We start from the raw sequence: 12,068 nt of genomic DNA, 5'->3' as shown, positions 1-12,068 counted from the left end.
GGGAGTAGGGAGTAGGGAGTAGGGAGTAGGGAACAGGGAACAGGGAACAGGGAACAGTAGATGTAGGGTGGGCAGTGCATCATGGCATTAATTTGATTGCGATCGCATTTGTTGGCACTGCCCACCTAGGGAACAGATGTAGGGTGGGCAGTGCATCATGGCATTAATTTGAATGCGATCGCGTTTTGTGGCACTGCCCACCCGAAGATTAATTTGGTTGCGATCGCATTCTGTGGCACACCCCACCATTTGATTAATCACAAGTTGATCTAGATGTAGGGTGGGCAGTGCTTGAGACTGATTAATTTGAATGCGATCGCGTTTTGTGGCACTGCCCACCCGAAGATTAACCGAGTGATTAATTTGAATGCGATCGCATTCTGTGGCACACCCCACACCCCACACCCCACACCCCACACCCCACACCCCACACCCTACACCCCACACCCCACACTCCAAATTAATAATCTAAATAGAATGGATAAACTAAATTAAAGCGATTATTAGTACGGCGCACTTGGTAGTTAATTTCTATCAGGAGACGATTAAATTGGGTCTCATCCGGGTAGACACCTACATCTAGAACTTCAATGCGCGGTTCCCACTGGGTCAAGGCTCGGCGTACCTCCACTGTTAATTGTCCAGCTGTCCCAGCGCTGTTGCTGGCAAATACTAAATCATGAATACCGCAGCCAAAATCCGGGCGCATCAGTCGTTCTCCTGGAGAAGTACTCAGAATCATCCAAATCGACTGGCGGACACTATCCTCATATTGGGCCATTTCGATTTGTTTATTTTCGTCGAGTACTACGGGGAAATTCCATCCCACTCCGAGAAAATCAGTAGTCGTCATGGTTACATCTCCTTATCAACCGCCAATAAATACCTTCGTCGGCTTACCAGGCCCAGGGGATACTGTGCCGTGGGGAGGGGGTAATTCACTACAGGTCTTAACTGGGTCACCAATGCGCGCCACTGGTTTACCCTCAATTTTCACAGAAGAACTACCCTTAGTAATTTCAGCTGTTTTGTTAGGTTCCTTGACAAACTTGATTGGTGACGTTCCCGGTGGCGGTATCGGTGGGTGTACCTGGGTTTTTCCCTGGCTGCCCTTTAAGGCCACCAATTTACCACCAATCTTGACCTTTTTACTCAACTTTTGCTCGAATTTTCCTTGGAAAGGAATTGGCATTGGCGCTACAATAGGCGGCGCAGGAGCAGGTGGTTGACCCTGGACTTGGTGCGTACAAGATGTCACCACTAAATCGCCTTTTCTGGCTGCCGGTTTACCCATGATTTTTCATACTCCATAAAACTTAAATAACAGCGGTCAGCTTTCAGCTTTCAGCGGTCAGTGGTCAGTGGTCAGTGGTCAGTGGTCAGTGGTCAGCGGTCAGTGGTCAGTGGTCAGTGGTCAGCGGTCAGCAGTCAGCGGTCAGCTGTTAGGTTATAGCACTTGACATTTATAAAAGCAGCAAAAGCTATTATATTCAGCTATTGCCTATTGCCTTGCGCTATATTTTATTCAAAAGCACCTCAAGTAGAGTGGCACAAGCTTCGACGCTGTGAAGTTAAGGTATAAGCTAATAGCTGATTGCTGAAAGCTGATTGCTGAAAGCTGATTCCTGAAAGCTGATTCCTGAAAGCTGATTGCTGAAAGCTGATTCCTGAAAGCTGATTGCTTAATTAATTGATACCGTATTACCGGTAATCTTCACGTCTTTACTAGCTTTAAAATGCATCCCCTTCTTAGTTTCAATTTTGCTACCATTAGCATCAACTTTAAATGACTTATCTGTCTTCATATCCAGGTTATTCTTGGCAGTAATTTTGATATCTTCCTCGGAAATAATTTCGATCCCCTTACCACCAAGTTTAAGTTTACCTTCCTTAGACTCAATGGTAATTGAATTGTCTTTGGTATTAATAATGATACTATTCTTGCCAGTTTTATCAATCACCTCAATTTTTTCTTTACCTTTAGTATCATCTAAGCGAATAGCATGACCACTTTGAGCAATTACTTCAATTTTACCTTTTTCCTTAGTATCATCTAAACGGATAGTATGTTTATTATGGGAAATAACCTCAACTTTTTCTTCATCCTTAGTATCATCTAAGCGAATAATATGACCACTACGGGATTTTATTGTACGCTTATTAATAGTCTTTTTTTTACTATCTTCTTTGTCTTTTTCAGGAGACTCAGGGGGTTGATCTTTGCCATTCCATAACCCCCCTAGGATATAGGGAAAATTGATATCACCTTGTTCAAAAGCTACCAGCACCTCATCGTTAACTTCCGGCAAAAAGTAAATACCACGGTCATTACCAGCCATGGGAGTTAACACCCTAGCCCAATAGCTTTCATCATCATCTGAGAGCCAAGGAAACTTGACCTTGACTCGGCCTAAGTTTTCCTCATCGCCATTGTTAGTCACTATTCCCATAGTCACCCCATAGAAACGACCTCGTATTTCAGGGGGACCTAGCAAATTAGTTAGTAAATCGATGCTTGTCATAATTGATAGTTTGTTAAGTAGATAGTTATGGGTTTTATAGGGAATCGGAAATTTAGAATTTAGAATGCGCGAATTTAGAATCGGGAATCGGGAATCGGGAATCGGGAGTCGGGAATCGGGAATTTAGAATGCGCGAATTTAGAATTTAGAATCGGGAATCGGGAATCGGGAGTCGGGAATCGGGAATCGGGAATCGGGAACAGGGAATAGTGAAAAAATCCTGTGTACCTGATTAGACTAGAAACCGCTATACTTTCGTGATCTCCCACACTCCCCATCTCCCCACCTCCCCACCTCCCCATCTCCCCATCTCCCTATAAAAGATCATGATGTCCCATTCCTCCTAACCTTAAATGCTGTGCGATAACCTCGTTTATGGGAATAGGTATGGGTGGTGGAGGTCACATAGTAGTCACCACTAAACTGTTTGCCCACCCCTTGGATAGTAATAACGGTACCTGCTCGCAAGTCAGAGCGTCCGACACACAAGCCCTCCCCACTGATGTATTCCAGAGCCATGTTATTAAATCCCCCCTGAGCGATTTGCTCAGCTTCTTCTCTACTAAACACAGGGCGATACAAACGTTCGCTGGTTTTTTTTCGACTACCCAAAGCCGGATCTACAGCCTTAGCACCGCTTTTGTTAGTACTAAAACCAGGGTTGGATCGCCCAATGAAGGCTTTCTTGTCCTTCGGGTTCCAACCGCGCACCTCCACCTGTCCCACCTGGGTCAAGCTGGTCAGTCGGGAAGAAAAACTGAGCAGATCCTTTCGTTGAACTAGAGTCAACACTGACTTGGATTTATCCTGATGGGGCTGAAAATATAATGTTTTATCTTGAACCACAACCTCATAACCAAGTCGTTGAGCACGGGTCTGAAGAAACTCCATATCTGTTTGGTTATGCTGTAGTACATAGTCCAAAACCAGCTTTGTGGTTACTCCCCCATACTTTAGACCCGCTTTTTTGGCAATATCTCTAGCGATATCGCTGTCTTTCTTTTTAGTAAACGAGCGAGTGTTGTAACCCCGAAGCAATCGATGACTGTAGTCGTAGCCCCGCACTGTCAACAGAGGAATTTCCCCATGGGCAAATTCTGGTTCCAGACCGGTGATCTGACCCATCATCAATTTTTGCAGTTTCCCTCCACTACCCCCGTAGCCCATAAAAATCGTTACCTCATTGCCTAGCTTAAACAGTTGCGGATCAATCCACTCCTGATTTTCTTGATCCCAGTTGGCAAGCTTGATCGTAAACATAGTGGGAGTACTAACGTTTTCATCCACAATTACTGCCATCACATCAGACCGCAACTGTTGTCCCCTGATCAGAATTCTGAAGCCAGGGACTGAGGTAGCGATGCTATTGGTACTAGCTTGAGGAGGTGTCGAGAGCATGGTTAATTTTAGGTTAGATTAAGTACCGGGATGGTCAGAACTTGACCTGGTGTCAGGTTACGGGGATTAGTAATCCCATTAGCCTTGGCAATCTCTCGCCAGAAGCTCGGGTCATTATATTCAACACCCGCAATGCTGCTCAGGGTTTCTCCACGTCGGACAACATGGATCGGGTCGTCATCCCGTGCTAGAGAACTGGGCTTTTCCCGTTCCTCATCCTCTTCAGGGATGAACTGCTGGAAAGTACAGTTGAGAGCGGCCCTGACTGGCATCCCATTAGGGGTAAACATAGTAAAGCGCTGGGTTAGTTGTCCGAGATACCCCTTAAAAATCAGGTTAAATGCCCCCCACCACAGTTCACATACAGGGGGGCGTTTTAAATCAGAGTCAATCAGAGTCAACTCAAAAATCTTATTCGTATACTCTCGAACATCTACGGCATTGGGTGCTGATAATCCATACACACCAGTTAAAGATGAAGCCGCTGTTGCCGCTCCCGATGCAACTCGTTTGAGGGGAGAGCTGCCGCCCCCGGATATACTCTCAGGTAGTCCCTCGTAGGTGTCAAAAAACAGGTCGAGAGTCAGGGTTGCTGGATCCCCACCAATAAATTTAGTATCACCGCGATCGCGGTTTTTGAGAGTTTCATGACGCCATTGGGTTGTCTTGGTAATTTGAATTTCATTAGGATTGAATAGAGGCATTGGTTTGTTTTCTGGAAAAACCATCTGCCATCTTTTTCCTGGCTGCTCCTTGAGGATGGTTAATTTATCTAACTCTGCGCCGAAGAGGCTACTTGTTAATCCTTTGGTTTGGTTTAGTGTTTTTTGGGCTAGATTCTTAAACCCTGTTAATGCCATTGTGTTAATCCCCTCCGCTCACTTTCTATGGTCAGATGCTGCATCAGTTTATGGTGTACTTTGTCTACTAGTTCATCAACATCAATGTCCTCCACAGACTGATTATTTGTGGTAGCGGCTGAAGTATTTTCTGATGCTTTCTGAATCACGGTATTTGCCTGTAACCTAGTAGTTGATACAGGTGTTGATACTGATGCACCGTTGACAGATGGCATTCTTTGGATAACTCCAGAGCCATTATGAGCCATAGATGGGCCACTACTAACTCCTAGTCCGTTGCCAGAAACTGACGTTCTATTGACCCCAGAGGCAGAAAAAATCAGGGGAGCAGATAATTGATAACCATCTTTTCCTGAAATTTCTCTAACCACTGGTCGCTCCGGGGAGCGTTGAATCAGTGGCTGGTTTCCTTCGGATGGGCTCTTGACTATCTCTTTGATCACTGGTCGCTCGGGGGTGGGTTGAATCAGTGGCTGGTTTCCCTGGGATGGGCTGTTGACTATCTCCTTGATCACTGGTCGCTCCGGAGTGCGTTGAATCAGTGGCTGGTTTCCCTGGGATGGGCTAGAAACTATCTCTTTAATTAGCGATCGCTTTGGGGAGCGTTGAATCACTGGCGACTGGGTCAGGTTTCCGGAACTGCCTAGCGATCGCTTAGACTGTAAAGTAGTTTTCTGATAGTGTTTGTCTAAATTCTTGTCCACTGTTCCCTGTTCCCTGTTCCCTGTTCCCGACTTCTGCAAGAAGTCTATGGGTTTGGCTTGCACAACTGGCCAGGATAAGTCAGAGGATAGTCTAGTTTCCCTAGACGATTCAAGACCAGAAACTAGGGGTTTGTTATCAGAATCTACTCTCCGGGAATTCCTCTTAGTGGAGTTGACAAATTTTGCCTGGACAATTAATGGTTTTGTCCCAGATTTGCCCCTTTCAGAGGGGATTGAACTTGAAGTTTGGGGTGTAGGGTTTTCTGTAGATTTCTGGGAATTTGACCCTGTACTTTTTTGTACTGAGGTTTCTTTTTCCACCTGAAATCTAGTTGATCTCAAAGGTAGTTCTTCTCCTGTTACTTTAGTTCCAGAGGCCACATTGGTAGAGGTAATTGGAGAAGTAACATGTCCCGTCTCTACCGGTTCTGCTGCTGGCCGGATTGGCTGAGCATAGACGATAGGAACTGCTTCTGCTGATTGACCCTCTAACCGATGCTGGCGTTGAATCAACTTAGCCATTAAGGGCAGTTGGTTGGTCATCCCTTGGACCCGGGAGATAATTGACCCTGCGACTTGAGTACCAATCACACCAGGGCTGACGATTGGGCGCAGAAGTCGCCTCGTCAGTTGTGGGTTGAGACTCTCTGACCAAGTCTGATTGTTACTGACCTGAGGTTGAGATGCCATCACAATGCTCCCGCTAGTCCAGCAACGGCTCGTCCTCCAGATAGTGCTTGACTCAGAAGTGGTTTGCTAATCCCCTTGTGAATTAACTCAATGGTCTCGAAAGCAATTTCATTGCTGCTGGCATTAAACTCTGGACCAGTCCACTTCACTGGCAAAGCCTGCTTGAAATTCCAATACATGGCTGGTATCTGTTGGCGGTCTAGCAGCATAATTGTGCCGTTCTTGCGCCGAATTACACCCCGGCTAGTGGCCTGATACCAAGTCCACAAACTGTCAATACCTGTCAAACCATGTTTGAGGGTCAAATTCGGATATTTGGTTCGACCTAGTAGCTGATGAACGTACCGATTCTGACCTCCCTCAGGACGCTCCTCTAGTTCAATCTCACTTTCTAGACCCCTGACTTCGATAAACCCACCAGTCACTAACCCCTCAATTTCAATCAGGAAGTTAAAGCCTTGGTAGGGATCAAGGCGAGCTCCCAACGCCCCAGTTACTCCAGCGTAAGCCGCGTTTGCTCCTAAAGGCACAACCGATGCTAAACTTGCCATCATTCACTCCTACAATTCAAGTTTAAAATTTACCTGTCAAGGTAGGGAACAGGAAATAGGGAACAGGGAACAGTGATAAGATTTGACTTTTTAAGTACTGAAATTGATTGTTATCACTGCCGTTATTAAGTTTTTTTGTACTGGTGCCAGATCTTAGTCCCTCACGCTTCGGCGCGATTGCGACTAGCAAATGAGGTACACATAATTGTTTCACTGCTCCCTGCTCCGAAGTCCCTGCTCCGAAGTCCCTATTCCCTATTTTCTATTCCCTATTCCCTATTCCCTATTACCTATTACCCATTACCCATTACCCATTACCCATTACCCATTACCCATTACCCATTACCCAATTATCTGCTCATTCAACTTCTCATTAATACTTGCCACTTGTGCCACCCAGCGCTGTCTTTCTTGATGATCCAGACTCATAATCTGGTCGTAGGACCAGTGCAAGTGATAAGCAATATAGGCTACCTCCTCTAACAGCCTCTCGGAGGGGTAGCAAGTTACTCCCCCAACGTAGCAGTCTCCACTTCAAACTCTCCTTGACAATGAGGACAAGAAACTAAAAGGCGGCTGTGACCATTTTGGTTAATCCGTTGATAGAGGTCTTGCAGATAGGCTAAGTCAGCCGAGAATAGACCCTCAATCATGACGGGATTGATATAGTCTAAGCTGCCCAGACGAGTGATCACCCGCGACAGCAGGATAATCACCAAGTAACCTGGATTAGCCTGAACCCTAGGGTCTTTTAAGGGCATAATCTCATCGTAGGCTGTGGACATCCGCATCATGCCTTCTTGATGGAGATTACCCTCCGAATCTACGTAGCCCTGGGGTAGGGTAAAAGGAAACTCTGTCTGCATTATCTTGTGGGGAATTTAGAATTGAGAATTTAGAATTTAGAATTGGGAATCGGGAATTGGGAATCGGGAATCGGGAGTCGGGAATCGGGAGTCGGGAGTCGGGAATTGAGAATTTAGAATTTAGAATTGGGAATCGGGAATCGGAACCCACCCCTAACCCCTCCCAGGAGGGGAACGGGAATTGGGAATTGGGAATTGGGAATTGGCAGTTGGTAACAGGTGTAGGTTGCTTGCAGCAAAGCGCGGAATCTAACGAAACCTAATTGACACTCCCGACTCCCGACTCCCTACTCCCTACACCCTACACCCTACACCCTACACCCTACACCCTACACCCTACACCCTACACCCTACACCCTACACCCTATTCCCTACTGCCATTTACCGTTTTCTACGGTAACCCCTTCGTGGACAATTTCGAGGGTTTCAATGGCTAATTCATTGGAAGTAGCATCAAGGCTTGGGCCTGTCCACTTAACTGGCCAACAGTTGATCAGGTTCCAGCGCACTTTTTCATTTCCGGCATCATCCCAGAGGACGATAGACATATTTTTGCGATACTCGGAGGGGTCTTTCGCGGTTGCTACCTTGGTTCGCCAGTCCCATAATTCCCTGTCATCAGTAATGCCGCGACTGAGAGTGACTTGGGAGAGGGTGAGCATACCAGGGATTTGGCGCATATTCAGCATTCTATCGGTACCCTCTCGATAGGTGCTAATTTCCTGAGTGGTGTCTATCCCTGAGCAGCTTCTGAAACCGGCGCGGGTGATACCATCGATTTCTACTTTGAAGTTGTAACCTCTGTATGGATCTTTTCGAGAAAATACCATCGTCAAAAACCTCCTAATATCCTAATAATTGCTGTTGACTGTTGCTAGCATGCCTATTGCCTGTTGCCTGTTGCCTATTGCCTTGCTAACCCAGACCTATGCTGCTACTTTCACACCACTAGCACCGAGAATAATACGCACAGTAATAAACTCACTGGGAATAGCAGGTGCTAGACCAATTTCTGTGACTACCATCCCTGCTTCCCGCACTTCGGGTGGGTTAGTTTCAGCATCACATTTAATGTAGAAAGCTGTTTGTTCTGTTGGTCCTTTAAGGGCACCTTGCTGGAGTAAGTCTTCAAAATAGGCGGTCAACTCTCGCTCAATCCGTACCCATAACTTCAGCTCGTTTGGCTCAAAGGCCAGATCTGCTAGGTTCAGTTCCAGCCATCTGCCCACTGTCAGGAATAGCCGTTTTACGTTGACATAGATCCAATTCGCTTCATCGCTGAGGGTACGTGCTCCCCAAACTCGAATACCTCGTCCGGGAAAGGCACGCAGGCAATTAACCCCAAGGGGATTGAGAATGTCCTGCTCGCGATTGGTCAGATTGAACTTTAGATCCACTATTCCTTCAATAGTTTCGTTGGCTGGTGCTTTGTGAACGCCAAATTGTTGATCGCTACGGGCGTAAACTCCAGCAATGTGACCACAGGGGGGCATCCAGTCGGGACCGTTTTCAGCTTTAATCCAGGGATAATACAAAGCACCGTTTTTGCCTTGCAGTTTCGACCTTTGCTCTGTTACCCTCTCTAGAGACTGAGTCACCTGTACTGCTACTGGAGGGAGCGAGTCTAAGATGGCAAAGCGATCGCCAAGCAGATCACAGTGTTCTAAGATGACATTCTGCATCCTCAACACGTCATCCTGGTCAGGGTTTCCCCGCATTAGATCTGGCACACAGACCAAATCGATCTCATTCAAGGATGCGATCGCTCCTAGTCCTCCACTATCATCTCCCGGTCCTCCCAGTGCTTCTGTGATAGAAACTGTGTCTTCTAGCCGCACAACCAAGCAGAAGCTGCCACCATTCTCAAAGAACCCACGCACAGCATAAGCTAGGTAACCGTCAGCTAGAGGCTGACCAAAAGTTTCTGTGAATTGGGACCATAGGGTAAGTGACTGCGGGGAGTTAATTGGTCCAGTCTCGGCAAACCCTAGGAATACAGGTACACCTGTGAACAGTCCAGGGGCTGGTTTAGGGAATATCTCCTCTCGGTAGACACCTGGTGTCAGTTGCTGGGAAGTTACCATACTTTGATCTTCCTTGTTCCTATGGATTTGGGGTGTAAGCTTTGGGGTGTAAGCTTTGGGGTGTAAGCTTTGGGGTGGGACCCGGGCGCGCGCTGTGGGAAGATTTTGAGCAAAAAAACCCTACTCCCTACTCCCTACTCCCTACTTCCCTACTCCCTACTCCCTACTGGCCTAGCTACCACTAGGTCCTGCCCACTGGCTCAGGCGGAAGATCACAAATTCAGCTGGCTTGGTCACTGCTACACCAATTTCTGTTACCACCTGACCTAAATCTCTGACTTCTGGGGGATTGGTCTCTTCATCACACTTGACGTAAAAGGCTTCCTCAGGTGTATTCCCAAATAAAGCCCCTGTACTCCAGACATTGGTTAGGAAGGCGTTAATATTACGGGTAATCTGCGCCCAAAGTTCAGGATTATTGGGTTCAAATACCATCCACTGAGTACCTTCGTCAATAGATTCCCGCAGATAATTGAACAGGCGGCGGACGTTGATGTACTTAAATTCTCCATTGGCATCACCACCGATGGTGCGTGCTCCCCAGACTCGAATATTGCCATTGAGATTACGGATGCAATTGATGCCTTGAGGGTTGAGTCCATCCTGCTGGGCTTTGCTGATGTTGTACTTGAGACCCAATGCTCCTAATATTGTTTCATTCGCTGGGGCTTTGTGGACTCCTCGTTGTGTATCGACGCGGGCATAGAGACCGGCGAGATGACCACTGGGCGCTACATAGAGCAGACCATCGCCTTTGGGGTTCTGTGTGTTGGTGGCTGGATCGAAGACTTGAATCCAGGGGAAGTAAAAAGCGGCATAATCAGATTTGCTAGGTACATTGCCATCCCCTGGTTGCATGGTTTTCCAAGTATCATCCAAATTTTCCTGACTATCCAAGATAGCGAAGCGATCCTGGGTCTTCTGTTGACAGTGAGTGATGATGGCATCGACAACACTGCTGTTGGTAATGCCAGGGGCAGCAACGATCGCAATTTCGTCAATAGGCTCAAATGTATTTTCTAGGAAGTCAGCCGTAATCTCACTCTCTGCTGCTGCCCGCACCACATAGCAGCGAGTACCACCGTTGTTAAAGAATCCATAGACGGCGTGAGCTAGCTGACGCTGACCTGGATCGGTTGAGAAGTCTCCAAAGAACTTCTTGAACTCACCAAAGTTAGTACACAGCTTTACCTCACCACTAGTAACAGGAGATGAAAAAGGCTTTGTAATATGAGCTGGATTATTGGTTGGATCTATGTCTTGGCTTGGGTCATAGGCAGGGTTTGGTTCTGGAACGTCTATCGAGTCCGGTACGACACCGATAAAACCTGCTGTGCTGGTCCCCACTCCCACAATTGGAGCAGAACCGGAGGAAACTTCCTCGACGTATACACCGGGCGATAAATAGGTTGGCATTTTCTCTACTCCTTGAATAAGTCAAATCAAAGGCTGGATGTGAGCAAAGCTCTCTAACTCTTCGGTTGATATAACTAGGTGTTTCCTAGTTTATTTACTCTGGTCAGAGAAAAATCTTTAAAGCTCTCTAACTCTTCGGTTGATATAACTAGGTGTTTACTACCCCATTTTTTCTGGTCAGAGAAAAATCTTGAATGGTCACTTGCCCTTGGTTCAAGTCTACAAGTTGAGAGGTTTCTTGCTGGTAGCCTTGGGCAACAACTTTAACTATAACCTGGCGAGGACTTGATGTATCCCTAGATGCTTCTAAACCACTCAGGAGATAGTTCCCATCGTTGTCAGCAAAGGTATACTCACCACTCCCCTCAATCTCGACTTTGGCCATAACGACAGCTTGATCGTCTGAGTTGTTGGTGACGTTACCCTCGAGAGCAGTTGGTTGGAAATAGAAATTAACAGTAGGTATCGCGATCGCACCAGTTTCTGGATCTCTTGACACCTCAACCTCGGTCTGATCGGATTCCGGATCAGAACCAGGCGGTATAGTTTTGATGGTTGGGTCAGCACTATAGCGAGTACCCGTACCTGGCAAGGAAGCCGTCAAGGTATATTTCCCATCAGGGAGATCCTGGAAGTAAAAATAGCCGTCAACTCTGGTACGAGTGCGGTCAGGTCGCTCGACCCTCTTTTCCCAGTCATCTCCGTACAGGCCAGCTAGCAGATCTATCTTGCTTTTCAAGCTTTCGGGCATATCGGCAATTTCGACCACTGCTCCGGGAATCACCTGCTCAGTTTGGGCATCTTTAACCTGCCCAGCGATCGCGACCCGATGGCGGATTGTCTCCAACCTGATCTTATTTGACACCAGCACAATCTCCTTAGTCAACTACAGGATTTAAACATCGCCCCCTCAATCCCCCTCTGTCAAAAAGCGAAGCATCCGCTAATTCCCCCCAGTATTGGGGGGTTAGGGGGGC

16 protein-coding genes are annotated in these 12,068 nt (G+C 46.9%); 1 reads left to right on the top strand and 15 read right to left on the bottom strand.

What is annotated here, in order from left to right; all coding sequences use genetic code 11:
• Window positions 1–87 precede the first annotated feature (87 nt).
• From LYNGBM3L_RS13860 to LYNGBM3L_RS13825, 9 genes are all read right to left on the bottom strand, one after another.
• A complete protein-coding gene (locus tag LYNGBM3L_RS13860) occupies window positions 88–447 on the bottom strand; it encodes a hypothetical protein (protein WP_044493151.1) in 360 nt (119 codons plus the stop codon).
• Window positions 448–460: 13 nt separating this feature from the next.
• Entirely contained in the window at window positions 461–853 is a 393-nt protein-coding gene (locus LYNGBM3L_RS13855) for a GPW/gp25 family protein (RefSeq protein WP_008184152.1), read from the bottom strand.
• A 15-nt stretch (window positions 854–868) separates the two neighbouring features.
• Window positions 869–1,294 carry a PAAR domain-containing protein gene (locus LYNGBM3L_RS13850; RefSeq protein ID WP_008184150.1) on the bottom strand — a complete coding sequence of 142 codons (426 nt, stop codon included), beginning with the start codon at window positions 1,292–1,294 and terminating at the stop codon, window positions 869–871.
• 388 nt (window positions 1,295–1,682) lie between these two features.
• Window positions 1,683–2,522 (bottom strand): phage baseplate assembly protein V, encoded by an 840-nt coding sequence (locus LYNGBM3L_RS34890; protein ID WP_008184148.1) that lies wholly within the window; start codon window positions 2,520–2,522, stop codon window positions 1,683–1,685.
• A gap of 74 nt (window positions 2,523–2,596) precedes the next feature.
• Window positions 2,597–2,824: a hypothetical protein gene (locus LYNGBM3L_RS43465; RefSeq protein WP_154659780.1), complete on the bottom strand. Its 228-nt coding sequence runs from the start codon at window positions 2,822–2,824 to the stop codon at window positions 2,597–2,599.
• Between the two features lie 22 nt (window positions 2,825–2,846).
• A complete protein-coding gene (locus LYNGBM3L_RS13840) occupies window positions 2,847–3,920 on the bottom strand; it encodes a phage late control D family protein (RefSeq protein WP_008184145.1) in 1,074 nt (357 codons plus the stop codon).
• A gap of 8 nt (window positions 3,921–3,928) precedes the next feature.
• Window positions 3,929–4,780, bottom strand: a complete 852-nt coding sequence (locus tag LYNGBM3L_RS13835; protein ID WP_008184143.1) for a CIS tube protein — start codon at window positions 4,778–4,780, stop codon at window positions 3,929–3,931.
• Window positions 4,771–6,174: a hypothetical protein gene (locus tag LYNGBM3L_RS13830; RefSeq protein ID WP_008184141.1), complete on the bottom strand. Its 1,404-nt coding sequence runs from the start codon at window positions 6,172–6,174 to the stop codon at window positions 4,771–4,773. The genes LYNGBM3L_RS13835 and LYNGBM3L_RS13830 overlap by 10 nt, the downstream gene beginning before the upstream one ends.
• Window positions 6,174–6,728, bottom strand: a complete 555-nt coding sequence (locus tag LYNGBM3L_RS13825) for a phage tail protein (protein ID WP_229414482.1) — start codon at window positions 6,726–6,728, stop codon at window positions 6,174–6,176. The genes LYNGBM3L_RS13830 and LYNGBM3L_RS13825 overlap by 1 nt, the downstream gene beginning before the upstream one ends.
• Before the next feature lie 202 nt (window positions 6,729–6,930).
• On the opposite strand from LYNGBM3L_RS13825, the gene LYNGBM3L_RS40630 reads away from it, so the two are divergent.
• Window positions 6,931–7,140, top strand: coding sequence for a hypothetical protein (locus tag LYNGBM3L_RS40630; protein WP_154659779.1), 210 nt, complete (start codon window positions 6,931–6,933; stop codon window positions 7,138–7,140).
• Between the two features lie 91 nt (window positions 7,141–7,231).
• Here the strand turns inward: LYNGBM3L_RS40630 and LYNGBM3L_RS13820 are convergent, their stop codons facing one another.
• The 6 genes from LYNGBM3L_RS13820 to LYNGBM3L_RS13795 form a co-directional block, all read right to left on the bottom strand.
• Window positions 7,232–7,594, bottom strand: a complete 363-nt coding sequence (locus tag LYNGBM3L_RS13820; RefSeq protein WP_044493148.1) for a hypothetical protein — start codon at window positions 7,592–7,594, stop codon at window positions 7,232–7,234.
• On the bottom strand, window positions 7,536–7,742 hold the full coding sequence (locus LYNGBM3L_RS47375; RefSeq protein ID WP_229414480.1) for a hypothetical protein: 207 nt from the start codon (window positions 7,740–7,742) through the stop codon (window positions 7,536–7,538). Before LYNGBM3L_RS47375 ends, LYNGBM3L_RS13820 begins: the two co-directional genes overlap by 59 nt.
• A 220-nt stretch (window positions 7,743–7,962) precedes the next feature.
• Window positions 7,963–8,421: a phage tail protein gene (locus LYNGBM3L_RS13810; RefSeq protein ID WP_008184132.1), complete on the bottom strand. Its 459-nt coding sequence runs from the start codon at window positions 8,419–8,421 to the stop codon at window positions 7,963–7,965.
• Window positions 8,422–8,517: 96 nt separating this feature from the next.
• On the bottom strand, window positions 8,518–9,675 hold the full coding sequence (locus LYNGBM3L_RS13805; protein ID WP_008184129.1) for a phage tail sheath family protein: 1,158 nt from the start codon (window positions 9,673–9,675) through the stop codon (window positions 8,518–8,520).
• A 171-nt stretch (window positions 9,676–9,846) separates the two neighbouring features.
• Window positions 9,847–11,091: a phage tail sheath family protein gene (locus LYNGBM3L_RS13800; protein ID WP_008184125.1), complete on the bottom strand. Its 1,245-nt coding sequence runs from the start codon at window positions 11,089–11,091 to the stop codon at window positions 9,847–9,849.
• A gap of 148 nt (window positions 11,092–11,239) precedes the next feature.
• Entirely contained in the window at window positions 11,240–11,956 is a 717-nt protein-coding gene (locus LYNGBM3L_RS13795) for a carboxypeptidase-like regulatory domain-containing protein (protein WP_161603163.1), read from the bottom strand.
• Window positions 11,957–12,068 lie beyond the last annotated feature (112 nt).

The sequence above is a fragment of the Moorena producens 3L genome (genome assembly GCF_000211815.1).
Lineage (GTDB): Bacteria > Cyanobacteriota > Cyanobacteriia > Cyanobacteriales > Coleofasciculaceae > Moorena > Moorena producens.
Note: the sequence above shows the minus strand (reverse complement) of the source record. Positions and strands in the feature narration are given on the sequence as shown.

Excerpts from the sequence above, each read along its gene's own strand:
- LYNGBM3L_RS43465 (WP_154659780.1), bottom strand. The coding sequence starts at position 2,824 with ATGGGGAGGTGGGGAGGTGGGGAGATGGGGAGTGTGGGAGATCACGAA.
- LYNGBM3L_RS13850 (WP_008184150.1), bottom strand. The coding sequence starts at position 1,294 with ATGGGTAAACCGGCAGCCAGAAAAGGCGATTTAGTGGTGACATCTTGT.
- LYNGBM3L_RS13830 (WP_008184141.1), bottom strand. The coding sequence starts at position 6,174 with ATGGCATCTCAACCTCAGGTCAGTAACAATCAGACTTGGTCAGAGAGT.
- LYNGBM3L_RS13825 (WP_229414482.1), bottom strand. The coding sequence starts at position 6,728 with ATGATGGCAAGTTTAGCATCGGTTGTGCCTTTAGGAGCAAACGCGGCT.
- LYNGBM3L_RS13855 (WP_008184152.1), bottom strand. The coding sequence starts at position 853 with ATGACGACTACTGATTTTCTCGGAGTGGGATGGAATTTCCCCGTAGTA.
- LYNGBM3L_RS13805 (WP_008184129.1), bottom strand. The coding sequence starts at position 9,675 with ATGGTAACTTCCCAGCAACTGACACCAGGTGTCTACCGAGAGGAGATA.
- LYNGBM3L_RS34890 (WP_008184148.1), bottom strand. The coding sequence starts at position 2,522 with ATGACAAGCATCGATTTACTAACTAATTTGCTAGGTCCCCCTGAAATA.
- LYNGBM3L_RS13840 (WP_008184145.1), bottom strand. The coding sequence starts at position 3,920 with ATGCTCTCGACACCTCCTCAAGCTAGTACCAATAGCATCGCTACCTCA.
- LYNGBM3L_RS13810 (WP_008184132.1), bottom strand. The coding sequence starts at position 8,421 with ATGGTATTTTCTCGAAAAGATCCATACAGAGGTTACAACTTCAAAGTA.
- LYNGBM3L_RS13835 (WP_008184143.1), bottom strand. The coding sequence starts at position 4,780 with ATGGCATTAACAGGGTTTAAGAATCTAGCCCAAAAAACACTAAACCAA.
- LYNGBM3L_RS13800 (WP_008184125.1), bottom strand. The coding sequence starts at position 11,091 with ATGCCAACCTATTTATCGCCCGGTGTATACGTCGAGGAAGTTTCCTCC.